Source organism: Streptomyces lydicus, from assembly GCF_000717345.1.
GTDB classification, from domain to species: Bacteria; Actinomycetota; Actinomycetes; order Streptomycetales; family Streptomycetaceae; genus Streptomyces; species Streptomyces lydicus.
The window spans coordinates 42,647-67,827 of record NZ_JNZA01000006.1 but is presented as its reverse complement, the minus strand read 5'-3'; the positions used below and the strand labels follow the sequence as shown (position 1 = coordinate 67,827).

Here is a 25,181-nt window from a genome sequence, read left to right as displayed (position 1 = left end):
TCGGGGCTTCCCCTCGTTGTCCCGCTGAGCGGCCCGCTCATCCGGCCCGACGAGAGGAAGCCCCGATGCGTCTGCTGCGGCCCCTGCGCGCCCTGTCCCGGCACGTCCGCCCCCGGGCGGTCGTGCTGGTCCTGTCCACCGCCCTGCTCGGCGCCGCGGCGCCCGCCGCCACCCCGGCCGGCGTCCTGCGCGCCCAGCCGCCCCAGCCCGTGCACGGCAGCGCCGCCATCGAGACCAGCCTGTTCTTCGGCACCGCCCGGCCCGACGGCGGCCCGGCGGTCACCGACCGCCAGTTCCGCGCGTTCGTCGACACGCACATCACCCCGGACTTCCCCGACGGCCTCACCATCCAGCCGGCCCGGGGCCAGTACCGCGACGCCCACGGCACCATCGAACACGAGCGCTCCTACGAGCTCACGCTCTTCTACCCCACCTCACAGGCCCGCCGCCTCGACCCCAGGATCGAACGCATCCGCACCGCCTACAAACGCCGCTTCGGCCAGGAGTCGGTGGCCCGCGTCGACGACCGGGCCCGCGTCGACTTCTGAACCCGCCGTCAGCCAGGAGGAGTTGCCCCTTCCGCACACCGCGAAAGGGGCGGCACCGCTCCCCGCCGGCCGCGGGCCGGTCAGGAGAAGTCGGCCGCGTGGTCCTCCGCCCACCGGGCGAACGTACGGGCCGGGTGGCCGGTGATCCGCTCGACGGCGTCCGAGACGGGGAAGGGCGAGGCGTCGACCGCCCCGCCGAACATCCGGACCAGTTCCAGCGCCGCCTCCTTGGGCAGGTGCGGGCCGGCCATCGCCTCGGCCGCCGCCTCCTCGGAGATCTGCTCGACCCGGGTCTCCCGCCCGGTCGCCCGGCCGATCGCGGCGACCTGCTGGGCGACGGTCAGCACCTCGGGACCGGTGACGAGGTGGGCCCGGCCCTGGTGGGCGCCGGTGCGGTCCAGCAGGGCGGCCGCGGCGACATCGGCGAGGTCGGCCTCGTGGACCGGGGCGCCCTGCGCGCCCGGGTGGGCGTCGCGGACCACGCCCGTCGCGCGGATGGCCGGGGCCCAGGCGAGCGCGTTGGTGGCGTAGTTGCCGCCCCGGACGAACGTCCACTCCAGACCGGAGTCGCGCACCGCGCGCTCCTGGGAGGCGTGCATGCGTGCGATGAAGTTGGACTCGTCGGCGGGGGAATCGGTCACCGCCATCGAGGAGTTGAGGACGATGCGGCGCACGCCGGTCTTCACGGCGGCGTCGACCAGGGCGCCCGCGGCCCGTTCGCCGCCGGCCGCGAGGTTGAGGAACAGCGCGTCGGCGCCCTCCAGCAGCGGTTCGAGGCCGTCATCACCGGTGAGGTCGGCACGCACCACCTCGGCCCCGGCCGGCAGCGCGGCCCGCGCCGGGTCCCGGGTCAGCGCGCGGACGGCGGCGCCTTCGGCGAGGAGCCGGTCGACAAGACTGCGGCCGATATTGCCGGTTGCTCCGGTTACCACGATCATGGGGCACCTCAGAGAAGAAGAACGACCGCCTGCGGGTCGTTGGGCGAATGGAACGCATCACAGCCAACGAACCGGGCCGGCGGAGCATTCCGTCGCCGTGGCCGGCAAGAGGCATGACGGTGGTTCAGATCACCCCGGCAGGCGCGGCAATTTTTCCCCAAGAGCGCTCCGACAACCTTCGCGTATCCGGCATACCTCCGGTAAGACTTGCGTTCGAGGGTCTCGCTCGTGGTGGGATGTGCTGATGCGAACCCCCACACGCATACCCTCGCCCGCCGACCGCCCCGTCCCCCACTCCGCCGCGGCGGGCACCCCGCACGACCCCTCCAGCGACACCAGAAGGCTCGAACCGGTGAACCCGTACGCGGACCTGGCCGCCCTCGCCGACCCGGAGCCCGAAACCGGCCCGGCCGACCCCGGGTTCGACGTCCCGGGTGCCACCCGGCGCCGCAGCTACCTCAACGAGCGCGACGACAGCGACGACCCGCTGGGCCTCGGACTGCGCGCGGACGACGAGGACGAAGTCTGGACCCGGCCGAACCACCGCCGCACCAAGCGCGGCATCAGCCGCTTCGCCGCCATCCCGATCACCGTGAAACTGCTGGTGGCGCTCCTCGTCCTCGCCTCCTTCCTCACCCTCTCGGACCGCTTCGCCGTGCTCTACGCGCAGAACGCGACCGCCGAGAAGCTGAAGGACGCGCTGCACCTGAACGCCACCCCCGAAGTCGACATCCAGGGCTTCCCGTTCCTCACCCAGGTCCTGGACAAGCGCGTCGACCAGGTGCGGGTCACCATCCCCGACCTGGCCGCCGACCGGGTCTCGCTGGCGAAGTTCGAGGCGACCGCAAGGGACGTCCGCCTCGACGGCGATCTGCCCAGCTCCGTCAAGGGCGCCACGATCGGCTCGCTGCGCGGCAACGTCCTGCTCGCCTTCGACGACATGAACCGCGAACTGGGCGCCTCCCAGGTCAAGTTCAGCGCGATGGGCCCCGACGCGGTCAAGGCGGACGGGCAACTGCCGATCGCCGGCCACGAATTGCGGGTACGGGCCGAGGCGCGCATCCACCGGTCCGGTGACCGCGGCGTCTCCACCGACATCAGCCGGATGCGCCTGGACATCGGCGACCTCGCCGTCTACCGCCCCGGCACCGGCAAGGAGGAGGGCCTGCGGCTGACCCGCAAGGCCGCCGCCCAGCTCAGCCAGGAGGCCGCCCGGGTCAAGGCGATGCTGAGCATCCCGGCGATCGCGGACCGCATCGGCATCCCGAAGGACTACGTCCAGGAGGCGCTGCGCAGCGAGGACAAGCTGCACGAGCTGACCGGTTCGCCGCGCTTCGTCCACGAGCTGATGAAGGTCAACCTCGTCGACGTGGTGCTGGACCACCCCTGGCTGCTGGAGAAGGTCGGGATCGATCCGCAGATCCTCGGCACGCTCAGCGGCCTGACCAAGCCGCAGCTCGCCGACCGGCTGTCGCTCTCCTTCGAACTGCCCAAGACGCCCGGGAACGTACGGCTGCGCGCGCTCACCGTCGAGCGGGACGGCATCCGCGCCGAGCTCACCGGGTCGGACCTGCCGTTCGGGGACGCGGCGAAGAAGAAGTGAGCCGGCGCCGGCGGGCCGGCGGCGGGCCGCTCAGCCGCCGCCGTCCGGCCGGGCCGGTGGCCCCTCGGGCGGCGCGGGCGGCGGCGTCGCGGCGCCCGGCAGGGTCAGCACCGCCTCGGTGCCGCCGACGTCCGCGGACCGCAGCCGCACCGCACCGCCGGCCTGCTCCGCCGTACGCGCCACGATCGACAGCCCCAGCCCGCTGCCCGGCAGGCTGCGCGCGGACGGCGAGCGCCAGAACCGCTCGAAGACGTGCGGCAGTTCGTCCTGCGGAATGCCGGGACCATGATCGCGTACGGTCAGCTCGCCACCGGACAGCCGGACCTCGACGCTGCCACCGGCCGGGCTGAACTTCACCGCGTTGTCCAGCAGATTGACCACCGCCCGCTCCAGCCCGGCCGGCTCGGCCCGTACGTACCAGGGCGCGATGTCCGCGGTGAAGGTCAGCGACGGGCCGCGCAGCCGGGCCCGCTCCAGCGCCGTGCCGACCACGTCGTGCAGCGCCACCACCGCGACGGCGCTCTGCCCGGGCGCCGGCGGCCGGGACAGCTCCTGAAGATCCCCGATCAGCGCCGCCAGCTCCCCCATCTGCGCCTTCACCGACGCCAGCAGCGCCTGCTTGTCCTCCGCCGGAATCGGCCGGCCGGACTGCTCGCTGCGCACCAGCAGATCGATGTTCGTGCGCAGCGAGGTCAGCGGCGTCCGCAGCTCGTGGCCGGCGTCCGCGATCAGCTGCTGCTGGAGATCACGGGAGGAGGCCAGCGCCGCGGTCATCGCGTTGAAGGAACGGGAGAGCCGGGCGATCTCGTCGTCGCCCTCCGCCGGGATGCGGATCGCCAGGTCCTGGGTACGGGCGACGTGTTCGACGGCTTCGGTGAGGCGGTCGACGGGTTTGAGGCCGGAGCGCGCAATGACCAGGCCGGCCGTGCCCGCGCCGACGACGCCCAGTCCCGCGACGGCGGCCAGCAGCAGCGCGAGGGTGTTCAGCGCGCCGTTGATCTCGCTCAGCGGGCGCGAGACGGAGACCGCGAACGGCACGCCCTGGATGTTCTTGTGCGTGGTCAGCACCCGCACGTCCTCGCCGCTGGTGGTGACCGCGTCGTGCAGAGTGTCCCGCTGCAGGCCCTGTGCCACCGCGAGGTCCCCGCGCTGCACGCGGACCGGCAGGGAGTTCGGCCCCACACAGCGCGAGCCGTCGACCTGGACGATCTGGACGTTGTAGTACGACGGCGGCGCGTTCTTGTTCTCGGCCGGATCGGTGGGCTGGCAGTTGGCGTAGGTGACCTGCAGATAATCCGCCGGGACGGAGACGTTCTCCAGTGAGCTGTCCACCTCGTCGCGCAACTGGGCGCGGGTGAGCAGCCAGCAGGCCAGCGCGGAGACCGCCACCGCCACCGCCACCGCGGCCGCGGTGAGCAGGGTCAGCCGGGAGCGCAGCGGCAGACTCCCGAAATGCGTGCCGAGCCGGCTTCTCGCGCTCATTCCGACCCGCCGTCCGCCCGCAGCACGTAGCCGACGCCCCGCACGGTGTGCACCAGGCGCGGCTCGCCGCCCGCTTCCGTCTTGCGGCGCAGATACATCACGTACACGTCGAGCGAGTTGGAGGTGGGCTCGAAGTCGAAGCCCCAGACCGCCTTGAGGATCTGCTCGCGGGTGAGGACCTGCCGCGGGTGTGCGAGGAACATCTCCAGCAGCGTGAACTCCGTACGGGTCAGCTCGACCGGCCGGTCGCCCCGGGTCACCTCGCGCGTCGACAGGTCCATCCGCAGATCGGCGAAGCTCAGCGTCTCGCCCTCCCCGGCGGGCTGCGCGCCGGCCGCCGCCGCGTAGGAGCTGCGGCGCAGCAGCGCGCGGATCCGGGCGAGCAGCTCGTCCAGCTCGAACGGCTTGACGAGGTAGTCGTCGGCGCCGGCGTCCAGGCCGGTGACGCGGTCGCCGACGGTGTCCCGGGCGGTCAGCATCAGGATCGGTACGGTCACCCCGCTCGCCCGCAGCCGCCGGGCCGCGGTCAGCCCGTCCATCCTGGGCATCAGCACGTCCAGGACGATCAGTTCGGGGTCGTAGGACGCGACCTTCTCGACCGCGTCCAGACCGTCGACCGCCTGCTCGGTCCGGTAGCCCTCGAAGGCGAGCGAGCGCTGCAGCGCCTCGCGGACCGCGGGTTCGTCGTCGACGATCAGGATGCGGGCGGGCTGATCACCGTGCTCGGCGGGGCTCATGTGTCTGGCTACCTCGGGGAAATGCGGAACGTACGGGGCCGGTCCTCAGCCTTGCACGGCGGCGCGCCATTGGGAGGGGGACGCGGAGCGTCTCCGGCCGGGTGGCGGCGGGTGACGGGCGGGCGCTCAGACGCCGCTGTTGCTGCCCCCGCTGCCGCCGTCCCGCAGCGAGTCGAGGTCGGCCTTGACGGTGTTGATCGGGATGGCGAAGCCGAGTCCGACGCTGCCCGCGGTGCTGCTGGAGGCCGAGGTGGGCGAGTACATCGCCGAGTTGATGCCGATGATCTGTCCCTGCATGTTGATCAGGGCGCCACCGGAGTTGCCCGGGTTGAGCGAGGCGTCGGTCTGTATCGCCTTGTACGAGGTCTTGGACGAGCCGGTGTCGCCGTTGTACTGGTTGCCGCCGAACTCGAACGGCCAGCCGCCGTCGTCCCCGCCGCCCTGCTGCCCCTGTCCCTGCCCCCGGCCCTGCTCCTTGGGGACGGTGACGTCCCGGTTGAGGGCGGAGACGATGCCGCTGGTCACCGAGCCGGTCAGGCCCTCGGGCGAGCCGATGGCCACCACGCCGTCCCCGACCGCGACCTTGTCGGAGTCGCCGAGCGAGGCGGCGGTCAGACCCTTGGCGCCGCCGATCTTGATCAGCGCCAGGTCCTTGTCCGGGTCGGTGCCGGTGACCCGGGCGGTCTTCCTGCTGCCGTCGCTGAAGGCGACGGTGACGGTGTCCGCACCGGCCACCACGTGGTTGTTGGTGATGATCTCGCCGCCGCTGGTGAGCACGACGCCGGAGCCGGTGGACTCCCCGCTGCCGGTCCGCGCCTTGATCTCCACGATCGCCGGGCTGACCGCCTTGGCCACTCCCGCGACGCCGCTGCCGCTGTTCTTGCCCGCGTTGACCAGCGGTGTGGAGGCGGAGTTCTGGGTGTCTTGGTGGGTCGCCCCGGCGATCAGCGCCGCGCTGCCGCCGCCGATGAGACCGGAGGCGACCGCCACCGCCGCGAGCAGCGCCACCGGCCGACGGGCCCGGCGCCGCGCTTCCGGCGCTCCCTCGGGGCCGGGTGCGTACGGCGGGGGCGGCGGAACCGCCGCTCCGGCGTGGTCGCCGTACGGGGCTCCGTGGTGGGAACCGTGCTGGGGGCCGTGCTGGGGGCCGTGCTGGGCGCCGTACGCGTACGGCCCGTTCTGTGGCATCTCATCGCCGCTTCGGCGGTAGCTCTCGGTCATGGTCAAGACAATGCGCCCGCTCCATGAGAACTGCCTGAGAGCGTCCTGAGAGACCCGACAGAAGTGGGTATGCCCGATATAAAGGCAGCCCGGCGCGGGTCAGCCGCCGCAGCCGCAGGAGCGGCGGACGACCAGGCGCGAGGGGAACTGCCGCAGGCGCTCGCGGCGGGAGCCGACGATGCGCAGGCCGTCGTCCAGCACCAGGTCGACCGCGGCCCGGGCCATCGCCTGGCGGTCGGAGGCGACGGTGGTCAGCGGCGGGTCGGTGAGGGCGGCTTCCTTGACGTCGTCGAAGCCCGCGACGGCCAGTTCGCCGGGCACGTCGATGCGCAGCTCACGGGCGGCCCGCAGCACGCCGATGGCCTGGTCGTCGGTGGCGCACATGATGGCCGGCGGCCGGTCCGGCCCGGCCAGCAGCTTCAGCGCGACCTGGTAGGCGTCGTAGCGGTTGTACGGCGCCTCGAAGTAGCGGCCCTCCGAGGGCTTGCCCGACTCCAGCATCGCCCGGCGCCAGCCCTCGACGTGGTCGGTGACCGGGTCGCCGGACTTCGGGGTCTCCTCCGTGCCGCCGAGGAAGGCGACGTACGGATGGCCGTGCTCCAGCAGGTGCCGGGTCGCCAGCTGCGCGCCCCAGATGTCGTCGGTCATCACCGCGACGTCGTCGATGGCGTCCGGCCGGCGGTGCAGCAGCACCACCCGGGCGTCCCAGGCGTCGATCTCGGCGGCGGCGTGCTCGCTGGGGCCCTGGCTGATCAGGATCAGCCCGGACACCCGCATCCCGAGGAACGCGCGCAGGTAGTGCACCTCGCGCTCGTCGAGGTAGTTGGCGTTGCCGACCAGCACCATCTTCCCGCGCTCGGCGGCGGCCTGTTCGACGGCGTGCGCCATCTCCGCGAAGAACGGCTGCCGGGTGTCCGGCACGATCAGACCTATGAGGTCGGTACGGCGGGACGCCATCGCCTGCGCGACGCGGTCCGGCCGGTAGCCGAGCTCCTTGATGGCGGCGAGCACCCGCTCGCGCGTGGCCGGGGCGACCGGCCGTGGTCCGTTGTTGATGACGTAACTGACAACAGCGGTCGACGTACCCGCCAGTCTTGCCACATCATCCCGCGTCACCTTGGCCACGCGCGGCAGTCTACGCGGGTGGTCCTACCGGCGGGCAGGCCGTGCGCCCGTGGATTCGGAAGCCGGGGCGACCGGCCGGGCGGCGGTGTCGCCGTCGGCGGGTGCCGGGCGGCCGCCGTCGGAGGACTGCGCCGCCTTCGCGGCGTCCCCCTTGGCCTTGGACTCCGCGGAGCGGTCCGGCTTCTCGGGCGTGACGAAGCGGTAGCCGACGTTGCGGACCGTGCCGATCAGCGACTCGTGCTCGGGGCCGAGCTTGGCGCGCAGCCGCCGGACGTGCACGTCGACGGTGCGGGTGCCGCCGAAGTAGTCGTAGCCCCAGACCTCCTGCAGGAGCTGGGCGCGGGTGAAGACCCGGCCCGGGTGCTGGGCGAGGTACTTCAGCAGCTCGAACTCCTTGAAGGTCAGGTCCAGGACCCGGCCCTTCAGCTTGGCGCTGTAGGTCGCCTCGTCCACCGAGAGGTCGCCGTTGCGGATCTCCATGGGGCCGTCGTCGGTGGTGATCTGCTGGCGGCCCATCGCCAGCCGCAGCCGGGCCTCGACCTCGGCCGGGCCGGCCGTGTCCAGCATGACGTCGTCGACGCCCCAGTCGGCGGTGACGGCGGCCAGGCCGCCCTCGGTGACGACCAGGACCAGCGGGCAGCCGGGGCCGGTGGACCGCAGCAGCTGGCACAGGGACCGTACGTGGGGCAGGTCGCGGCGGCCGTCGATCAGTATGACGTCGGCCCCGGGGGTGTCGATGAGGGCCGGGCCCTCGGCCGGGGCCACCCGCACGCTGTGCAGCAGCAGGCCGAGCGCCGGGAGCACCTCCGTCGACGGCTGGAGTGCGTTGGTCAGCAGCAGGAGCGAACTCACCTCCGACCACCTGCCCGGTTTCCGGAGCTTTCCACCCTGATCTGCTCGCGGTCCTGCCTGCTTCGCTCGCCCATGACGTCTGGTTCCTCCTCGGTCCCTGCGACGGGGGCACCACCCGGCCCTGGCCGGGGGAGTCTGCGGCACTGCTTCGTACGGTCCTCGCAGCCGCGCGTACGTGGCTGAAAGCACAAAAGGACCCGGGGGCAACGCTGCCCGGATCCTTCTTGCCCAGCAGAATAGCTCACATGACTTCCGGACCCGAGGCCGATTTTGCACGTTCTTGTGTTCCGTCGATCACTTCGAGTGGTCATCGCGTGTCCTTGTTGACGGATGACGGGGTGCGGATCGAGGCCGCCCACACCCCCCGGAAGGCCCGTGCCCACGCGGATCCGGCCACCCCGCCGGCCCCCTCGGCGATCGTCCTCGCACACGGTTTCACCGGGGCGCTGGACCGGCCCGCACTTCTTCGCGCGACTGCCGCATTTTCCCAGCATGCGGACGTGATCACGTTCTCCTTCCGGGGTCACGGCCGGTCCGGGGGCCGCTCGACGGTCGGCGACCGGGAGGTGCTGGACCTGGCCGCCGCGGTCCGCTGGGCGCGGGCGCTGGGCCACCGCCGGATCGCCACCGTCGGCTTCTCCATGGGCGGCTCCGTCGTGCTGCGGCACGCGGCCCTGTACGGCCGGGGAGCGCACAGGGAGCGCACGGGTGCGCACACCGACACGGTCGTCTCGATCAGCGCACCGGCCCGCTGGTACTACCGCGGGACCGCCCCTATGCGCCGCCTCCACCGGGCCGTCACCCTCCCCTCCGGCCGGCTCGTCTCCCGCCTCGTGCTGCGCACCCGCATCCACCCCGAGGACTGGGACCCCGTCCCCCTCTCGCCCACCGAGGCCGTCCCGCTGATCGCCCCCACCCCCCTCCTCCTCGTCCACGGCGACCGCGACCCGTACTTCCCGCTCGACCACCCGCGGATGCTGCTGGCCGCGGCCGACCCCGCCACGGCGGAACTGTGGATCGAGCCGGGCTTCGGCCACGCGGAGAACGCGGCGGACGCCGGGCTGCTGGCGCGGGTGGCGGAGTGGATCACCGGGCACGTCCCGGCGGACCGGGGCGACGCCGCGCACCCCTGATCCGCCGGCCGGGCGTCACTCGCCGGCTTCCGCCGCCGACTCGTCCCCGTCCTCGTCGTGCGCCTCCGGCCCGTCCTCCGGCTCCTCCTCGCCGTCCGTGTCCGGGTCGGCCTCCGGGGGCCGGTGGTTCCACAGTGCGGCCTGCACGTGCGAGGCGGAGCTGTGGAGCTTGCCCCACTCCTCCGCCCGCCCGAGCAGCGGCGGCCAGGTGCCGACCTGGGGCGCGAGGTCCAGCAGGGCGTCGATGGAGTCCCGGGCCTGCTCCAGGAGCTCGCCGAGCCGCCGGCGCTCCGTCGCGCTGCGCTGAGCGGCGGACTGCTTCCTCGGGCCCGGGCCGGTCGGTGCGTCCTCGGCCCGCTCGTCATCGGCGGCACCGGACGCCGCCTGCCCGTCGCCCGGCGCGGAGGGACCGGCCAGGAGCCCGCCGTACTGCGTGTGCCGCTTCGCGGTCTCCTTGCGGGCCTTGGGTTCGTCCGACGCCCAGACCACGTCCCACTGGGTCAGCAGTACGGGCTCGCCCGCCTCGTCCCGGCAGACGCGGTCGGGTGCCGCGAGGTCGATCTTGTGGTGCACGTAGCTGTCGTCGTCCTGCGCCGGATCGGTCCGCTTGACCAGCGGCCGGCGGGTGGCGGCGTTGCGCGGCAGACCGGTGTCCAGGAAGCGCTGCGCGGTCAGGGCGAGCGTCCACAGGCCCAGCTCGTTGTCCCTGCGGGCCAGATTCCCCACCGTCGTGTGGACGTCCGCGCGGAACGGCACGCCGCCGTTCTCCCGCGGGGCGCCCACCGCCGAGCCCACGTTGCGGGTGAGGAGTTTGTCCGCGATGAGGGCCACGCCGCCGCCGACGGCGAGGGTGAGGCGGGCGTTCTCGTCGCCCTTCCGGGCGGGTTCCACCAGGGTGGTGAAGTCGTCGGTGGGGACCGGGTCCCAGTCGGCCTTCACCACGTCGTCGCAGAGCACCCCGCCGTTCGTCCAGGCGTTCCGGGCCTGCTTCGTCACGTCCTGCTTGGCCGTGCGCCAGGGACGGTCCACGAGCGGGCCGAGCAGACCCGCGAAGCCCTTGGTCGCCATGCGGCGTTCGCCCTTGATCTCCTTGGCGTAGTTCTTCAGCGCCTCGAAGAGGTCCGGACGGGTCAGGATGTTGACCAGGTAGACGGCCCGCCACAGCGCGGTCCCCGGGATGTCGCCGTTCTTGAACACCTTGGGGAACTCGGCGGTGCCGATCCGTCCGACGGCGAGCCCGTAGACGTGGCGCAGGTCGTCGGCGTCCACGCCGTCCGGCGGGATCTGCACGAGGCGGTTGAGCGCCCGGCTGGCGACCTCGACGTTCTGGGCCGCCGGGGTCCATTCCTTGAACTCCACGTGCACGCTGGCCAGGATCGAGCGCAGCGCGTCGTCGAAGAGGTCCGCGTCGTCCAGCTTGTTGTCCGGGTAGGGCTCGACGCCCACGGCGATCTGCGCGGGCAGCACATACGTCTGCCCGATCTGGATCGCCCGGTCGGAGGGGCGCTGCCCCGGGGCGCAGCCGCGTTCGAACTCCTCGCGCAGTTTGCGGCGTTGGGCCTCCCGCGCCTGCCCCATGTGCTGGCTGCGGGTCTTGCCGGCCTCGGTCCGCGCCCCCTCGGCCCCGGCCAGCAGCACGTCCGCGGCGAGGTCCGCCACCTCGTCGGGCTCCGCGCGCGGCCCGGCCAGGACGTTCCAGGCGCTGGCGACGCGGGTGATGCCGTCGCGGACGACGAGGGCGTACACCGGGTCGGAGCCGTCCTCGAAGCGGAGCTCCACCGGGTGCGCGATGACCGCGCGGGTCACCCGGCGGGCGAGGACGGACGGTGCGTAACTGTTGAGCCGGAGGGTGCCCTCGATGGTCTGCCAGAGGTGGTTCCGCAGGTGGTCGTGGTCCTGGTACTCGTACGTCAGCAGCGCCTCGGGCCGGCCGTCGCGGACGACCCCCATGACCTTGGGATCGGGGATCTCCATGGCCTCCTGGCCGGTCCGCGGCTGGATGCCGGGGAACAACTCGGTGAGCCAGACCCGGCTGTGCAGCGATCTGAGGGTGGCTCCGTCGACGTGCTCCGCCATCAGCAGGCCGGCCTCGCCGGCCTGGCTCTGGAGCTGGACGGCCACCGCCTCGGGCGTCACCGCGCCGCGGGCGACGGCGTGCCAGGCGTCCTCGGGCAGCGCGGCGAGCCGGTTGGTGCGCGCGGCGGCGATCACCTTCTGCCGGTCGTCGCCGTCGGGGGCCTTGGGCAGGACGGGCTGGAAGCCCGACACCTCGACCCGGGTGTCGCCCCAGTCGAAGGTGATCTTCTCTTCCGTCGTCATCGTCGGTACGAACCTCCATCGGCGACAAGTGATGTGCGAAGGTAGAAGCGCGGTCCTGGCCCGGGTATCCGGGGCACCAGGTCCGATGGCCGGGCCCCGACCGATGGCCGGGGCCCGGCGCCCGGAGCCCGGAGAGCGGCACCGGCAACGGCGGGGGTCACAGGGCCACCGGGGGCCCTGCGTCCGGCAGGATCTCCGGGAACCACTCCCGCATCGGCTCGCGGTTCGGTTGGCGGGCCAGGTGCTGGAACGCCGCGTGCGCGATGAAGTCCGCCGCCTGCACCAGGTGGTTGCGGTGCGCCGGGACGAACAGCGGGTCCTCGATGACGTGCCGGGCGCCGCCCTGGAGTGCGCGGTGGGCCCGGCGCAGCGCGTGCTCGGTGCCGTCCCCGTCCACCACGACGAGCGCATGGCTGCCGGACGCCGCGTGCTGCGCGTTGAGGCGTTCGATCCACGCCGCGTAGAGGCCGGCGCGGTCCCGGCCGATGTCGTGGGTCCGGCGGTAGGCCGCACCGGCCGTCGCGCCGGGCATCTTCGCCACGGTCTCCAGTCCGCGCCGCACGACGTCCCGGTACCGGGACTTCTGCACCTCGCCGTGGGTGCGTACGGCTTCGTTGAGGCGGCGGCCGCGGCCCGCGGCGAGGTTCACGGCGTGCAGTTCGTCATCGGCGCGGATGTCGAGGGCCGGGTCGGTGTGCAGGCCGCGCCGGAAGTGCTGCCAGCTGTCCAAAGCCGGCTGCCAGTGGGCGAGTTCGATGCCTAACCAGCCGATGACGGCGAGGCTTCTGGCATCGCCCGAGTCGTCCACGTAGTAGATCCTGGTCGGCGTGTGCGCAGTGGTCAGGGCCGGCTCCATGCGGTGGAGCTGCTCGGTTGTTCCCGGCAACACCGCCGGACCGTCTTCCTGCCGCCTCGCCGATCCGACGGGGCAGGGCGGTGGAGCCCCTCGCCACGCGCGACGTCGTCCCCGGAGGTTCCGCGCGGTTGCCGCCCGATGGTGAGGAGAGGCCCCATTTCGGCGTGCACCCATCACCGGCAACAGCCCCGGCTGCCACAGGAGTTCCTCCTGGGAGCCGGGGCCTCCGGGACAATTCCCGGCCCCATACGTCGCGATCCGCCCGTACGACACGTTCGTGTCTTACGTTAGCGACGGACCGCCCTCGATGTGCGTTTAAATGCCGATCTCATCGGACGCGGGACCGGGGAGAGCGGCCCGGTCTCAGCCCGTCTCGGCCACCGCCTCGGCGAACTGGGCCGCGTACAGGCGCGCGTAGGCGCCGTTCGCGGCCAACAGGGCGTCGTGGGAGCCCTGTTCGACGATGCTGCCGTTCTCCATGACGAGGATGGTGTCGGCGTCACGGATGGTGGAGAGACGGTGGGCGATGACGAAGCTGGTGCGGCCGGCGCGGAGCTGGGCCATCGCCTGCTGGATGAGGACCTCGGTGCGGGTGTCGACCGAGCTGGTGGCCTCGTCCAGGACGAGGATGGCGGGCTCGGCGAGGAACGCGCGGGCGATGGTGATCAGCTGCTTCTCGCCGACCGACACGTTGCCGCCCTCCTCGTCGATGACGGTGTCGTAGCCGTCGGGGAGGGTGCGCACGAAGCGGTCGACGTGGGTGGCGCGGGCGGCCTCGACGATCTTGTCCAGCGAGGTGCCGGACGGGGCGCCGTAGGCGATGTTCTCCGCGATCGTGCCGCCGAAGAGCCAGGTGTCCTGGAGGACCATGCCGATGTTGGCGCGCAGCTCCTCGCGGGACATGGCGGCGATGTCGGTGCCGTCGAGGGTGATCCGGCCGCCGCCGACCTCGTAGAAGCGCATCAGGAGGTTGACGAGGGTGGTCTTGCCGGCGCCGGTCGGGCCCACGATCGCGACGGTCTGGCCGGGGTGGACGGCGAGCGAGAGGTTCTCGATGAGCGGCTTGTCGGGGGTGTACGAGAACGAGACGTCCTCGAACTCGACGCGGCCGCGGACCTCTTCGGGGCGCTCGGCGTGCTCGGGGTCGGGTTCCTGCTCGTCGGCGTCGAGCAGTTCGAAGACCCGCTCGGCGGAGGCGACGCCGGACTGGACGAGGTTGGCCATCGAGGCCACCTGGGTCAGCGGCTGGCTGAACTGGCGGGAGTACTGGATGAACGCCTGCACGTCACCGATGGACAGTGCCCCGGAGGCGACGCGCAGTCCGCCGACCACCGCCACCAGCACGTAGTTGAGGTTGCCGATGAACATCATCGCGGGCTGGATGATGCCGGAGATGAACTGGGCCTTGAAGCCCGCGGCGTAGAGCGCCTCGTTCTGCTCGCGGAACAGCTCGGCGGACTCCCGCTGCCGGCCGAAGACCTTCACCAGGCTGTGGCCGGTGTACATCTCCTCGATGTGGGCGTTGAGCTTGCCGGTCGTCTTCCACTGCTGGACGAACTGCGGCTGGGCGCGCTTGCCGACCTTGGTGGCCACGACGACGGAGACCGGCACCGTGATCAGGGCGACCAGCGCCAGCAGCCAGGAGATCCAGAACATCATGGCGAGCACGCCGACGATGGTCAGCAGCGAGGCCACGATCTGGCTGAGGGTCTGCTGCAGCGTCTGCTGGATGTTGTCGATGTCGTTGGTGGCCCGGGAGAGGACCTCGCCGCGCTGCTGCTTGTCGAAGTAGCTCAGCGGCAGCCGGGCCAGCTTCTCCTCGACCTGCTCGCGCATCCGGTAGACGGCGCGCTGGACGACCCGGGTGGCGATCCGGGCCTGGACGAAGCCGAAGAGCGAGGATCCCGCGTAGATCAGGGTGACCCAGAGCAGGACCACGCCCACCGCGTCGAAGTCGATGCCCTGGCCGGGGACGACCGGCATCGCGCCGAGCATGTCGGCGAGCCCGCCCTGCCCGTGGGCGCGCAGCTGCGCCGCGGCCTGGGCCTTGGTGATCCCCTCGGGCAGCTTGCGGCCGACGATGCCGGACATGATCAGGTCGGTCGCGTGGCCGAGGACCTTGGGGCCGATGACGGTCAGCGCCACGCTCAGCACGCCCAGCACCAGCGCGACGGAGATGATGCCGCGCTCGGGACGCATCTGGGCCAGCAGCCGTTTGCCGGAGCCCTTGAAGTCCATCGATTTCTCGGCGGGCTGGCCGCCCATGAACCGGGCCGGGCCGGCCGCCGGGGCCGGGCCTCTCCGGGGTGCGGCCTGAGGGGTCTCCTCGGTGGCCGCCGGGGTCTCGGCGCGCGCGGCCGCCCCCTTGTCCGCGGTGGTCACGCCGCCTCCTGCTCGGTGAGCTGGGAGAGCACGATCTCCCGGTAGGTCTCGTTGTCGGCCATCAGTTCGCTGTGGGTGCCGGTGCCCACGACCCGGCCCTCGTCCAGCACGACGATCCGGTCGGCGCCGCGGATCGTGGAGACCCGCTGGGCGACGATCACGACCGTCGCCCGGTCCGTCTCCCGGCCGAGCGCGGCGCGCAGCGCGGCGTCCGTCGCGTAGTCCAGGGCGGAGAAGGAGTCGTCGAAGAGGTAGATCTCGGGGCGGCGCACCAGGGCGCGGGCGATGGCCAGCCGCTGGCGCTGGCCGCCGGAGACGTTGGTGCCGCCCTGGGCGATGGCGGCGTCCAGGCCGCCGTCCATCCGCTCGACGAAGTCGCGGGCCTGGGCGGTCTCCAGGGCCTGCCACAGCTCCTCGTCGGTGGCGTCCGGGTTGCCGTAGCGGAGGTTGGTGGCGACCGTCCCCGAGAAGAGGTACGGCTTCTGCGGGACCAGTCCGATCGCCCCGGCCAGCGTCTCCTGGTCGAGGGTGCGCACGTCCTCGCCGTCGACCAGGACCGTGCCGCCGGTCGCGTCGAAGAGCCGGGGGACGAGGCCGAGCAGGGTGGACTTGCCGCTGCCGGTGGAGCCGATGACGGCGGTGGTCTCGCCGGGGAGGGCGGTCAGCGAGATGTCCTTGAGGACCGGCTGCTCGGCGCCCGGGAAGCGGAACTCGACGTTGCGCAGCTCCAGTTCGCCGCGGCGGCGCAGCTCGGTGACGGGGTTCTCGGCCGGCGCGACACTGGAGTCGGTCGTCAGCACCTCCTGGACGCGCTCGGCGCAGACCTCCGCGCGCGGCAGCATCATCACCATGAACGTCGCCATCATGATCGACATCAGGATGTACATCAGGTAGCTGAGGAACGCGGTCAGCGCGCCGATCTGCATCGAACCGCTGTCGATGCGCAGCCCGCCGAACCAGACGACGGCCACGCTGGAGAGGTTCACGATCAGCATCACCAGCGGGAACATCATCGACATCAGCCGGCCGGCGCGCACCGAGACGTCGTACAGATCGGTGTTGGCCCCGGCGAACCGCTCGCGTTCGTGCGTGTCACGGACGAAGGCGCGGATGACGCGGATACCGGCGATCTGCTCGCGCAGGACGCGGTTGACGGTGTCGATGCGCTCCTGCACCCCGCGGAAGAGCGGACGCATCCGGCGCACGATCAGTGAGACGAGGATCCCGAGGACCGGGACGATGACCAGCAGGAGACCGGAGAGCGGTACGTCCTGATTGAGCGCCATGACGACGCCGCCGACGCACATGATCGGCGCCGAGACCATCATCGTGAAGGTCATCAGCACCAGCATCTGGACCTGCTGGACGTCGTTGGTGGTGCGCGTGATCAGGGACGGCGCGCCGAAGGTGCCGACCTCACGGGCGGAGAAGGACTGCACCCGGTCGAAGACCGCGGCGCGGATGTCCCGGCCGAGGGCCATGGCCGTACGGGCACCGAAATAGACGGCTCCGACGGCGCAGACGATCTGCAGCAGCGTCACGGCGGTCATGAAGCCGCCGATGCGGAAGATGTAGCCCGTGTCCCCCTTCACGACACCGTTGTCAATGATGTCGGCGTTGAGGGTGGGCAGGTAGAGAGTTGCCAGGGTCTGGATCAGCTGAAGCAGCACGATCAGGGATATTGAGCGCCTGTGGGGCCGCAGATGCGCCCGCGCTAGTCGGACCAACACACGCAGAGCCTATTAGAACGCTTGCCTTCGGCAATCGAATTTCCGGAGGACGCGAGGGCCCGCCGTGTTTCTCCGGCGGAATGTGCCCGGAACGGGGCCGGCCGCCGCGTGCGCCATCATGGAGGCGGCAACGACGGGGTGCCCGCCACCACGGGCAGCCCCCCGACCGACACGACGAAGAGGCCGCCGTGACAACAACTGGCACCGTGCGCTACTGGGCCGCGGCCAAGGCCGCCGCCGGCACGGCAGAGGAGCCGTACGCGGCGGCGACGCTCGCCGAGGCGCTCGACGCGGCACGCGCGGCGCACGCCGCGAACCCCGAGTTCGCGCGCGTGCTGATGCGCTGCTCATTCCTGGTGGACGGCGATCCGGTCGGCGCCCGCGACCACGCGGCGGTGCCGCTGGCCGAGGGCGGCACCGTCGAGGTCCTGCCGCCGTTCGCGGGAGGGTGAGCGCACCGATATGAGCGACAACCAGCCGCAGAACCACCGCCCGTACCCGCCGCAGGACCCCTACGGCCGACCGGGTGCGTACGACCCGCACGGGACGTACGAGGGGTACGAGGGGTACGACCGGCAGGCGGCGCCCGCGCCGCAGCAGGCTGCGCCCCGGCAGCCCGCGCCGTACGACCCGCAGACCGGGTACGGCGCCCCCTACGGGCAGCAGGGGTACGGCGCCGCCGCCCAGCAGCCACACCAGCACCCGCAGCAGCACCAGCAGCACAACCCCTACGGGCAGGGCCAGTACGGCTATGACGCCTACGGGCAGCAGCAGCCGCAGGAGCAACGCCCGCAGCAGCCGTACCAGGCGCCCCAGCCTCCTCAGGCGCAGCATCACCAGCCTCAGCCGCACCAGCACCAACCCCAGGCGCCGCAGCAGCCGCACTACGGCCCCCTGCCCACCCAGCACCAGAGCCCGCAGCCGGCCGAGGAGCCGTACGCGCGCCGGCACCCGGAGGCCGCGCCGGCCGCCCCGGCACCCGCCGTCCCGACGCTGCCCACCGCGCCGCTCGCCCCCAACCAGCGGGCCCGCGCCGAGGGCCGCTCGCCGATCATCCCGCCCGGCATCCAGCCGGCCGCGCTGACCGCGGTGCTCGCTCTGCTGCTCGCGCTGACCGGGCCGCTGGCCCGCCCGGTGCTCGCCGTACCGGTGGCGCTGCTCCAGGCGGTCACCGCCGCCGGATGGTTCCGGCTCAACGGCATGTGGCCGGCCCGCCAGGGCATCGCGCTGGCGTTCCTCGCCGGGCTGGCCACCGATGTCGCGCTGCTGTTCACCGACCGCGACAGCGCGCCCCTGGTGGGCATCGGCACGCTCGGCGTGTGGTGCCTGTTCGTCCTCGTCCTTCAGCTGCGCAACCGCAGCAGCGCGGACGAGCGGATGTACGCGCTGACCGCGGGGCTGACCTCGACCGCGCTGGCGGTGCTCGCCGGCGGGCAGCTCGCGGCGAGCCCGCACGCCGTGGTGGTCGGCGCCGCCGCGGTCGGGGTGGCCACCCTCGCCCGCGCGCTGCCGCTGCCGGCCCCGGTCTCGATCGGTGTCGCCCTGGTCGCCGCCGCGGGCGCCGGGGTCGGGGCGGGCCAGCTGACCGGCCTGGGCACGTCCGGTGCGCTGCTGGGCCTGGCGGCCGGCGGCTGCGCCCTGATCGGCCTGCGGGTGGCCAGCTACGACTACCCGTCCCGCTTCGTCCACATGACGGCCGGTGTCGCGCTGCCGCTGGCCCTGGCCGCCCCGGCGGTCTACGTCCTGGGGCGGGCCCTGGGCTGACCCCGGCCCCTTGAGCGGCCCTGTAGGGGCCGCAGAGAGCACACGACGGCGGCCGCCGGACGCGCACCGAGCGCCCGGCGGCCGCCGTCGCCGTGCGCGGGCACCCACCGTGCGGTCCCCCTCCCCCGCGCAGCCCTCTCGCCGCGCGGGCCGCCGCTCGTCGCACCCTGCGGCGACCGCCGCTGCCGTCCCGGCGAGCCCGTCCTCTAGGGTCTGTCCGAGCGCAGGCAGGGGGCCTGCACGGACGAGTCGGCCGGGATCCGGCCCAGGTGTGGGGGAGTGGTTCGATGCGTGCACTTCGCGTGCTGGTGGTTCTCCTGGTGATATTCGGCGGCCTGTTCGTGGCCGCCGACCGGGTGGCGGTCAATCTCGTCGAGGACAAGGCGGCGGACAAGATCCGCGCCAGCCAGGGGCTCCAGGGCACCCCGAAGGTCTCGATCAAGGGCTTTCCCTTCCTGACCCAGGTCGCCGCCCGCGACCTGGACGAGGTCGACGCGGACCTCGGCGGCATCGAGGCCCGGGCCGAGGGCCGCACCCTGCGCATCGACAAGCTGTCCGCGCAGTTCCACGACGTGGCGCTGACCAGCGACTACATGTCCATCCAGAGCGCCGCCTCGGCCACCGGGACGGCCCACATCAGCTTTGCCGATCTGACCAAGGCGTCGGGCAGCAACGTCAAGATCTCCTACGGCGGGCAGAAGAACGGCCGCAGCCAGGTCAAGATCTCCCCGAACGTGCCGGTGCTCAGCTCGCTGGACGTCACCGGCTCCATCACCATCGTCGGCGGGAACACCGTCCGGCTGCGGGCCGACGGGCTCCCCGCGATGTGCAAGGCCCTCCCGAGCTGTGAGACCCGGGTGCGCATGCAGACCGACCACGACTGGAAGCTGGACCAGCTGCCCGGCAACCTGAAGCTGGACAAGGTGACGGTCCAGGCGGACGGCCTGTCGATCTCCGCGTCCGGCAAGGACGTCAAGCTCCCCGGCTGAGCCGGGCGCCCGCGGCGGGCCGCCCCACCGGCCCGCCGTCCATTCCCTGAGACACCCCGGTCCGCAGGCCAGACCCCCCACCGGTACGGACGTGCCGCCGGCGGCCCGGGAGCCTCCGCGCGAGGCAGTGCATCCCACAATACGGACAATCACGTCTCGCCATTCGACACGCCGGTGACATGGCCCGCCTCGCCTCCCTACGATCGGGGCCATGCAGAGCGCATTGAGCCGTCCCCGCCCACGGGGACTGGCGGTACTCACGAAGCGGCGGGCAGTCGACCTGTGCCGCGTCGCCGCCATGCTCTGTCGTCCTGCCTGACGGGTCCTTCCCCCGTCCCCACCGGCCGGCCCCTCGGGCCGGAACCCCGCGTGTCCGGCACAGCGCCATTCCCGCCCCGTACGAGAGTGAGGGGCGCCCGGAAGTCATCGGCGCGCACCCGGCGTACCCACGTGCCACTCCGCAACTGCCCCCGTAACTGCCCCGGAGGAGAAGAACATGAGCCGTAGCGACGTCCTCGTAGACGCCGACTGGGTCGAGGCACACCTCGACGACCCGAAGGTCGTGCTCGTCGAGGTCGACGAGGACACCTCGGCCTACGACAAGAACCACATCAGGAACGCGGTCCGCATCGACTGGAAGCAGGACCTCCAGGACGCGGTGCGCCGCGACTTCGTCGACCAGGAGGGCTTCGAGAAGCTCCTCTCGGCCAAGGGGATCGCCAACGACGACACCGTCGTCCTCTACGGCGGCAACAACAACTGGTTCGCGTCCTACGCGTACTGGTACTTCAAGCTCTACGGCCACGACAGCGTCAAGCTGCTCGACGGCGGCCGCAAGAAGTGGGAGCTGGACTCCCGCGACCTGGTCGACGGCTCCGAGGTCCCCGAGCGCCCGGCCACCGCGTACAAGGCGAAGGCCCAGGACACCTCCATCCGCGCCTTCCGTGACGAAGTCGTCGCCGCGATCGGCAGCCTCAACCTCGTCGACGTGCGCTCCCCCGACGAGTTCAGCGGCAAGCTGCTGGCCCCGGCCCACCTCCCGCAGGAGCAGTCGCAGCGCCCCGGCCACGTGCCCAGCGCCCGCAACATCCCGTGGTCGAAGAACGCCAACGACGACGGCACCTTCAAGTCGGACGACGAGCTCAAGGCCCTCTACGAGGAGGAGTCCGTCGACCTGGCGAAGGACACCATCGCCTACTGCCGCATCGGTGAGCGCTCCGCGCTGACCTGGTTCGTGCTGCACGAGCTGCTCGGCCAGACCAATGTGAAGAACTACGACGGCTCCTGGACCGAGTACGGCTCGCTGGTCGGCGTCCCGATCGAGCTCGGCGCCAACAAGTAAGCAAGCGCTTCTCCCCCGACCCCCTCAAGGAAGTACCCCTATGTGTGGAGCACAGGCCGGCGGCCCGGACGCCTCGACCATCAAGCCCGGTGAAACGACGATCCAGGGCAGCGTGACCCGCGACGGCGAGCCCGTCACCGGTTACGTCCGACTCCTCGACAGCACCGGAGAGTTCACCGCCGAGGTACCCACCTCCGCGACCGGACAGTTCCGCTTCTACGCGGCCGAGGGCACCTGGACGCTGCGCGCGCTCGTCCCCGGTGGCACCGCGGACCGCACCGTCGTCGCCCAGAAGGGCGGCCTGGCGGAGGTCGCCATCGCCGTCTGACGAACGGGCCGACAGGCACCGTCCGTACGGCCGGAGGGCCGCACCCCAGAGGTTTGGACGCCTTGATCGGGGGTGCGGCCCTTCTGCGTGGCGCGCGGGGCGAAGCGGCGTCCCCCCGACTTCTTTCCGGTCCGCCACGGACTTACCGTGGAGTCATGTACGCGCACCGCCGGTCGCCCGCAGAGCGCCGTCATCGCCGGTACTTCGTGCTGATGGGCGTGTGCCTGGTGCTGTTCGTGCTGGCCTGGGCCGTGGTGCGGCTGTGGTCGGTGCCGGTCGCGGTGGGTATGTGCGTCGTCGCCATGGTGATCCCGCCGGTCGCGGCGATCATCGGCAACCGGCGGGAGCCCGGCGAACGCTGGTGGGACGAGTCGGGCGACCCCGAGTCCGACCGCTGGTGGCGCGAGCTGGACGACCGGGGCGACGACAAGCACCCGCAGTAGGGCACCGCACGTCGCCGGGGCCCGGGCCGCCCGCCTGCGTCCGGTCAGTACACCAGCGCCTGGACGTCGTCCGGCATGATCTCGCTGACGAACACCTGGGCGCCGGCGATGCCCGCCCCCTCGATCAGGTCCTTCTGTTCGATGTCGCGCCGGGCCGCGCACTGCGTGCAGACCGTGATCGCCCCGCCGCCCGCGCGGATGCCGTCGATCAGCTCCGGCAGCGGCGCCGCGTGCGGCAGTTCGAACTCCGCCGCCCGGCCCGGCAGCGCGAACCACACCGACTCCCCGGTCAGCCACAGCGACACCTCGACGCCGCTGGCCACCGCCACCGCCGCCACCGTGAACGCCTGCGAGCACCGCTCGGGCGCGTCCGCGCCCGCCGTCACCTTGATCACGAGCTTCTTCGCCATGCCCCCAGAGTAGGCGGGCAGGGGGCCGACGGAGGACCTCGCAGCGCCGCTGTCACCGTCGCCGACTAGACTCGCAGGCGGTCCGTTACACCCTCACCCCGTTTTGAGGAGCGCGCTCGTGCTTGAGGCATTCTTCACCACCCTGCTGGTTCTGGTCGCCGTCGGCGTGCTCGCGTTCGCCGGGCTGACCTGGAAGAAGCTGTACCAGGGCCAGCGCTGACCGCCCACCCGTCACCGCCCTGCACCGGAGCGCTCCGCGCCGCTGCCGACCCCGCCTACAGATCGCCTGAGCTGTCATGATCGAGATTCCGTCCGACCTGAACCCGGCCCTGGTGCCGCTCGTCTTCCTCCTCGGCCGCTGGGAGGGCGCGGGCGTCGCCGAATTCCCGGGCACCGAGAAGTGCAACTTCGGGCAGGAAGTCACCTTCACCCACGACGGCCGTGACTTCCTCGAATACACCTCGCACAGCTGGGTGCTCGACAAGGAGGGCAAGAAGGTCCGCCCCCTGGAGAGCGAGAGCGGCTACTGGCGCGTCCACGAGGACCGCAAGGTCGAGGTCGTGATGACCCGCGACCAGGGCGTGGTGGAGATCTGGTACGGCGAGCTGGCCGACCAGAAGCCGCAGATCGACCTGGTCACCGACGCGGTCGCGCGCACCGCCTCCGCCGGCCCCTACACCGGCGGCAAGCGGCTCTACGGCTACGTCAACAGCGACCTGATGTGGGTGGGCGAGAAGGCCACCCCGGAGGTGCCGCTGCGGCCGTACATGTCGGCGCACCTGAAGAAGGTCGCCGACCTGAAGGAGTGGGCCGAGAGCCTGCCCGACGACATGCCCGACGGGGTCTCCTTCTTCAACCCGGACGGCACCCCGTACCAGGGCTGACCGGCCCGCACAGCACGACGCGCCCCGCGGGGGAAGTCCGGTGAGAGTCCGGCGCTGACCCGCAACGGTAAGCGGAATCCGTTCCGCGAGCCCGATCACCCGCGGCGGCGTCGGATCCTGACAACTCGCCGTGGACTGCGAGGGGACGCCGCCCGGCCCCGCGCCGCGCGCCGCGGCTCCTTTTCCTCCCCCACGCTCTCAAGGAGCAGGGGGACCCGCACGCTCCCGGCCCGAGCCGGAGGCGTACGTCCCTTGGCGAGTCCCGCCCGTACCACTCCCCTGGCGGCCGCGCTGTGCGCCGTCCTCCTCGCCTCCCTGCTGTGCGGCGTCGGCCTCGGCGCCGCCGGGGTGAGCTGGCCGCAGGTCGTGCGCTACCTCGCCGCCGGGCTGACCGGCGGCAGCCTCGCCCCCGACGAGGTCCCCGCCTACACCATCGTGTGGGAGCTGCGCTTCCCGCGGGCCGTGCTGGCCGCGGTGGTCGGCGCCGGGCTCTCCGCCATCGGCGTCGCGGTCCAGGCGCTGGTGCGCAACGCCCTCGCCGACCCGTTCGTCCTCGGGATATCCAGCGGCGCGGCCGTCGGGGCCAACGCCGTCCTGCTCTTCGGGGCGCTCGGCGCGCTCGGCGTCTGGGCGCTGTCGGTCTCCGCGTTCGTCTCGGCGCTGCTCGCCATGGCCTTGGTGTACGCGGCCGCCCGCACCGCCCACGGGCTGACGCCGCTGCGGCTGGTCCTGACCGGCACCGCGATGTACTACGGCTTCTCCGCCGTCACCACCCTGATGGTGTTCACCGCCGACCGCGGCGAGGCGGCCCGCTCGGCGATGATGTGGCTGCTCGGCAGCCTCAGCGGGGCCGGCTGGGGCTCGCTGCCGATCGCCGCGGTCGCGGTGGCCGCCGCGCTGACCCATCTGCTGCTCTCCGCGGGCCGGCTGAACGCGCTGGCCATGGGCGACGAGACCGCCGCCGCGCTGGGCGTCGACGCCGGGCGGCTGCGCCGGGAGCTGTTCGTGGTGGCCGCCGCGGTCACCGGCGCGGTGGTCGCGGTCAGCGGCGCGATCGGCTTCGTCGGGCTGATGGTGCCGCACGTCACCCGGATGCTGGTCGGCGCCGACCACCGCCGGGTGCTGGCCGTCGCGCCGCTGCTCGGCGCGGTGCTGCTGGTGTGGGTGGACCTGCTGTCGCGGGTGCTGCTGGCGCCCGTCGAACTGCCGGTCGGGGTGATCACCGCGGTGATCGGCGTGCCGTGTTTCGTGCTGCTGATGCGGCGGCGCGGCTACTCCTTCGGGGGCGGTGCCTGATGCGGATCGACGTCGAGGACCTGTCCGTGGACGTGGCCGGCCGGCGTCTCGTCCACGACCTCACGCTGCGGGCCGACAGCGGCGGACTCGTCGGCCTGGTCGGCCCCAACGGCAGCGGCAAGTCGACGCTGCTGCGCTGCGTCTACCGCGCGCTGCGCCCGGCCGCCGGGGCGGTCCGGCTGGACGGCGCCGATCTGCACGCCATGGACGCGCGCACGGGCGCCCGGCTGCTGGCCGCGCTGCCCCAGGAGGCGGGTACGGAGTTCGACTTCACCGTCGCGGAGGTCGTCGCGATGGGCCGGCTGCCGCACCAGCGCGGCTCGGGCCGGGCGAGCGCGGCGGACACCGCGGTGTGCGAGCGGGCGCTGGCCCGGGTCGGGGCCGCGCACCTCGCCGGCCGCGGCTTCCTGAGCCTGTCCGGCGGCGAGAAGCAGCGGGTGCTGATCGCCCGCGCGCTCGCCCAGGAGCCGAAGGTGCTGGTCCTCGACGAGCCGACCAACCACCTCGACATCGCCCAGCAGTTGGAGGTGCTGGCGCTGGTGCGGGACAGCCGGCTGACCGTGCTGACCGCGCTGCACGACCTCAATCTGGCCGCCGTGCACTGCGACGCGCTGCATGTGATCGCCGAGGGCCGGATCGTCGCCTCGGGACCGCCGTACGAGGTGCTCACCCCGGAGCTGCTGGCCGAGGTCTTCGGGGTTCGCGCGCACCGCGTACGGCACCCCGTGTCGGGCGCCGTCCAGCTGCTGTTCGACCGCCTCCCGCAGACCGTCCCGCCCGCCTCTTCCTAAGGACCCGT

The 25,181-nt window shown here is 72.4% G+C and carries 24 protein-coding genes and 1 riboswitch; of the genes, 13 read left to right on the top strand and 11 right to left on the bottom strand.

The annotated features are described in order from the left end of the window. Positions 1 to 65 precede the first annotated feature (65 nt). Positions 66 to 548, top strand: a complete 483-nt coding sequence (locus OO62_RS06805; RefSeq protein ID WP_051732812.1) for a DUF3574 domain-containing protein — start codon at positions 66 to 68, stop codon at positions 546 to 548. Between the two features lie 80 nt (positions 549 to 628). Here the strand turns inward: OO62_RS06805 and OO62_RS06800 are convergent, their stop codons facing one another. Then, the gene (locus OO62_RS06800) at positions 629 to 1,486 is read right to left on the bottom strand and encodes an SDR family oxidoreductase (RefSeq protein WP_033266324.1); all 858 of its coding nucleotides are present in this window, start codon (positions 1,484 to 1,486) and stop codon (positions 629 to 631) included. Positions 1,487 to 1,730: 244 nt separating this feature from the next. Between OO62_RS06800 and OO62_RS06795 the strand changes: the two genes are divergently transcribed. Next, complete coding sequence (locus OO62_RS06795) at positions 1,731 to 3,089, top strand: LmeA family phospholipid-binding protein (RefSeq protein WP_033266433.1); 1,359 nt, start codon at positions 1,731 to 1,733, stop codon at positions 3,087 to 3,089. 30 nt (positions 3,090 to 3,119) lie between these two features. Here OO62_RS06795 and OO62_RS06790 read toward each other — a convergent pair whose 3' ends face one another. The 5 genes from OO62_RS06790 to OO62_RS06770 all read right to left on the bottom strand — a co-directional run bounded on the left by OO62_RS06790 (position 3,120) and on the right by OO62_RS06770 (position 8,506). Next, on the bottom strand, positions 3,120 to 4,571 hold the full coding sequence (locus OO62_RS06790) for a HAMP domain-containing sensor histidine kinase (RefSeq protein ID WP_033266323.1): 1,452 nt from the start codon (positions 4,569 to 4,571) through the stop codon (positions 3,120 to 3,122). Next, positions 4,568 to 5,308 (bottom strand): response regulator transcription factor, encoded by a 741-nt coding sequence (locus tag OO62_RS06785; RefSeq protein ID WP_033266322.1) that lies wholly within the window; start codon positions 5,306 to 5,308, stop codon positions 4,568 to 4,570. Before OO62_RS06785 ends, OO62_RS06790 begins: the two co-directional genes overlap by 4 nt. A gap of 126 nt (positions 5,309 to 5,434) precedes the next feature. Next, entirely contained in the window at positions 5,435 to 6,529 is a 1,095-nt protein-coding gene (locus OO62_RS06780; protein WP_033266321.1) for a S1C family serine protease, read from the bottom strand. A gap of 99 nt (positions 6,530 to 6,628) precedes the next feature. Then, positions 6,629 to 7,654: a LacI family DNA-binding transcriptional regulator gene (locus OO62_RS06775; protein WP_033266320.1), complete on the bottom strand. Its 1,026-nt coding sequence runs from the start codon at positions 7,652 to 7,654 to the stop codon at positions 6,629 to 6,631. Between the two features lie 24 nt (positions 7,655 to 7,678). Further along, on the bottom strand, positions 7,679 to 8,506 hold the full coding sequence (locus OO62_RS06770) for a response regulator transcription factor (protein WP_033266319.1): 828 nt from the start codon (positions 8,504 to 8,506) through the stop codon (positions 7,679 to 7,681). 245 nt (positions 8,507 to 8,751) lie between these two features. Here OO62_RS06770 and OO62_RS06765 point away from each other — a divergent pair, with 245 nt between their 5' ends. Next, entirely contained in the window at positions 8,752 to 9,639 is an 888-nt protein-coding gene (locus tag OO62_RS06765; RefSeq protein WP_078617046.1) for an alpha/beta hydrolase, read from the top strand. Between the two features lie 15 nt (positions 9,640 to 9,654). Here OO62_RS06765 and OO62_RS06760 read toward each other — a convergent pair whose 3' ends face one another. The 4 genes from OO62_RS06760 to OO62_RS06745 all read right to left on the bottom strand — a co-directional run bounded on the left by OO62_RS06760 (position 9,655) and on the right by OO62_RS06745 (position 16,926). Next, complete coding sequence (locus tag OO62_RS06760; protein WP_228332508.1) at positions 9,655 to 11,958, bottom strand: hypothetical protein; 2,304 nt, start codon at positions 11,956 to 11,958, stop codon at positions 9,655 to 9,657. Positions 11,959 to 12,115: 157 nt separating this feature from the next. Beyond that, the gene (locus OO62_RS36915) at positions 12,116 to 12,847 is read right to left on the bottom strand and encodes a DUF3800 domain-containing protein (RefSeq protein ID WP_157850130.1); all 732 of its coding nucleotides are present in this window, start codon (positions 12,845 to 12,847) and stop codon (positions 12,116 to 12,118) included. Between the two features lie 330 nt (positions 12,848 to 13,177). Continuing rightward, on the bottom strand, positions 13,178 to 15,079 hold the full coding sequence (locus tag OO62_RS06750) for an ABC transporter ATP-binding protein (protein WP_051732844.1): 1,902 nt from the start codon (positions 15,077 to 15,079) through the stop codon (positions 13,178 to 13,180). 113 nt (positions 15,080 to 15,192) lie between these two features. Continuing rightward, on the bottom strand, positions 15,193 to 16,926 hold the full coding sequence (locus OO62_RS06745; RefSeq protein ID WP_033266317.1) for an ABC transporter ATP-binding protein: 1,734 nt from the start codon (positions 16,924 to 16,926) through the stop codon (positions 15,193 to 15,195). A 206-nt stretch (positions 16,927 to 17,132) separates the two neighbouring features. On the opposite strand from OO62_RS06745, the gene OO62_RS06740 reads away from it, so the two are divergent. From OO62_RS06740 to OO62_RS06715, 7 genes are all read left to right on the top strand, one after another. Next, a complete protein-coding gene (locus OO62_RS06740) occupies positions 17,133 to 17,378 on the top strand; it encodes a MoaD/ThiS family protein (RefSeq protein WP_033266316.1) in 246 nt (81 codons plus the stop codon). 10 nt (positions 17,379 to 17,388) lie between these two features. Further along, positions 17,389 to 18,690, top strand: coding sequence for a hypothetical protein (locus tag OO62_RS06735; RefSeq protein WP_033266315.1), 1,302 nt, complete (start codon positions 17,389 to 17,391; stop codon positions 18,688 to 18,690). Between the two features lie 287 nt (positions 18,691 to 18,977). Continuing rightward, positions 18,978 to 19,679, top strand: coding sequence for an LmeA family phospholipid-binding protein (locus OO62_RS06730; protein ID WP_033266314.1), 702 nt, complete (start codon positions 18,978 to 18,980; stop codon positions 19,677 to 19,679). 211 nt (positions 19,680 to 19,890) lie between these two features. Next, positions 19,891 to 19,998, top strand: a complete 108-nt coding sequence (locus OO62_RS41665; RefSeq protein ID WP_350728968.1) for a putative leader peptide — start codon at positions 19,891 to 19,893, stop codon at positions 19,996 to 19,998. Positions 19,999 to 20,175: 177 nt separating this feature from the next. Continuing rightward, positions 20,176 to 21,021, top strand: a complete 846-nt coding sequence (locus tag OO62_RS06725; RefSeq protein ID WP_033266313.1) for a sulfurtransferase — start codon at positions 20,176 to 20,178, stop codon at positions 21,019 to 21,021. A 40-nt stretch (positions 21,022 to 21,061) separates the two neighbouring features. Then, positions 21,062 to 21,349, top strand: a complete 288-nt coding sequence (locus tag OO62_RS06720) for a DUF1416 domain-containing protein (protein ID WP_006603933.1) — start codon at positions 21,062 to 21,064, stop codon at positions 21,347 to 21,349. 155 nt (positions 21,350 to 21,504) lie between these two features. Then, complete coding sequence (locus tag OO62_RS06715) at positions 21,505 to 21,792, top strand: DUF3099 domain-containing protein (protein WP_077193183.1); 288 nt, start codon at positions 21,505 to 21,507, stop codon at positions 21,790 to 21,792. 44 nt (positions 21,793 to 21,836) lie between these two features. On the opposite strand, the gene OO62_RS06710 is transcribed toward OO62_RS06715, so the two are convergent. After that, a complete protein-coding gene (locus OO62_RS06710) occupies positions 21,837 to 22,202 on the bottom strand; it encodes a DsrE family protein (protein ID WP_033266312.1) in 366 nt (121 codons plus the stop codon). A 296-nt stretch (positions 22,203 to 22,498) separates the two neighbouring features. Between OO62_RS06710 and OO62_RS06700 the strand changes: the two genes are divergently transcribed. The 3 genes from OO62_RS06700 to OO62_RS06690 all read left to right on the top strand — a co-directional run bounded on the left by OO62_RS06700 (position 22,499) and on the right by OO62_RS06690 (position 25,173). Then, on the top strand, positions 22,499 to 23,086 hold the full coding sequence (locus tag OO62_RS06700) for a heme-binding beta-barrel domain-containing protein (protein WP_033266310.1): 588 nt from the start codon (positions 22,499 to 22,501) through the stop codon (positions 23,084 to 23,086). A 29-nt stretch (positions 23,087 to 23,115) separates the two neighbouring features. Continuing rightward, positions 23,116 to 23,187: riboswitch (cobalamin riboswitch) on the top strand. 151 nt (positions 23,188 to 23,338) lie between these two features. Next, a complete protein-coding gene (locus tag OO62_RS06695) occupies positions 23,339 to 24,382 on the top strand; it encodes a FecCD family ABC transporter permease (RefSeq protein ID WP_033266309.1) in 1,044 nt (347 codons plus the stop codon). After that, positions 24,382 to 25,173, top strand: coding sequence for an ABC transporter ATP-binding protein (locus tag OO62_RS06690; RefSeq protein WP_033266308.1), 792 nt, complete (start codon positions 24,382 to 24,384; stop codon positions 25,171 to 25,173). Before OO62_RS06695 ends, OO62_RS06690 begins: the two co-directional genes overlap by 1 nt. Positions 25,174 to 25,181: the final 8 nt, after the last annotated feature.

Bases quoted from the DNA above. Each gene is read 5' to 3' on its own strand.
- OO62_RS41665 (WP_350728968.1), top strand. From the start codon at position 19,891: ATGCAGAGCGCATTGAGCCGTCCCCGCCCACGGGGACTGGCGGTACTC.
- OO62_RS06765 (WP_078617046.1), top strand. From the start codon at position 8,752: ATGACTTCCGGACCCGAGGCCGATTTTGCACGTTCTTGTGTTCCGTCG.
- OO62_RS06730 (WP_033266314.1), top strand. From the start codon at position 18,978: ATGCGTGCACTTCGCGTGCTGGTGGTTCTCCTGGTGATATTCGGCGGC.
- OO62_RS06690 (WP_033266308.1), top strand. From the start codon at position 24,382: ATGCGGATCGACGTCGAGGACCTGTCCGTGGACGTGGCCGGCCGGCGT.
- OO62_RS06790 (WP_033266323.1), bottom strand. From the start codon at position 4,571: ATGAGCGCGAGAAGCCGGCTCGGCACGCATTTCGGGAGTCTGCCGCTG.
- OO62_RS06750 (WP_051732844.1), bottom strand. From the start codon at position 15,079: ATGGGCGGCCAGCCCGCCGAGAAATCGATGGACTTCAAGGGCTCCGGC.
- OO62_RS06795 (WP_033266433.1), top strand. From the start codon at position 1,731: ATGCGAACCCCCACACGCATACCCTCGCCCGCCGACCGCCCCGTCCCC.
- OO62_RS06700 (WP_033266310.1), top strand. From the start codon at position 22,499: ATGATCGAGATTCCGTCCGACCTGAACCCGGCCCTGGTGCCGCTCGTC.
- OO62_RS06720 (WP_006603933.1), top strand. From the start codon at position 21,062: ATGTGTGGAGCACAGGCCGGCGGCCCGGACGCCTCGACCATCAAGCCC.
- OO62_RS06710 (WP_033266312.1), bottom strand. From the start codon at position 22,202: ATGGCGAAGAAGCTCGTGATCAAGGTGACGGCGGGCGCGGACGCGCCC.
- OO62_RS06725 (WP_033266313.1), top strand. From the start codon at position 20,176: ATGAGCCGTAGCGACGTCCTCGTAGACGCCGACTGGGTCGAGGCACAC.
- OO62_RS06785 (WP_033266322.1), bottom strand. From the start codon at position 5,308: ATGAGCCCCGCCGAGCACGGTGATCAGCCCGCCCGCATCCTGATCGTC.
- OO62_RS06780 (WP_033266321.1), bottom strand. From the start codon at position 6,529: ATGACCGAGAGCTACCGCCGAAGCGGCGATGAGATGCCACAGAACGGG.
- OO62_RS06735 (WP_033266315.1), top strand. From the start codon at position 17,389: ATGAGCGACAACCAGCCGCAGAACCACCGCCCGTACCCGCCGCAGGAC.
- OO62_RS06715 (WP_077193183.1), top strand. From the start codon at position 21,505: ATGTACGCGCACCGCCGGTCGCCCGCAGAGCGCCGTCATCGCCGGTAC.
- OO62_RS06800 (WP_033266324.1), bottom strand. From the start codon at position 1,486: ATGATCGTGGTAACCGGAGCAACCGGCAATATCGGCCGCAGTCTTGTC.
- OO62_RS06760 (WP_228332508.1), bottom strand. From the start codon at position 11,958: ATGACGACGGAAGAGAAGATCACCTTCGACTGGGGCGACACCCGGGTC.
- OO62_RS06805 (WP_051732812.1), top strand. From the start codon at position 66: ATGCGTCTGCTGCGGCCCCTGCGCGCCCTGTCCCGGCACGTCCGCCCC.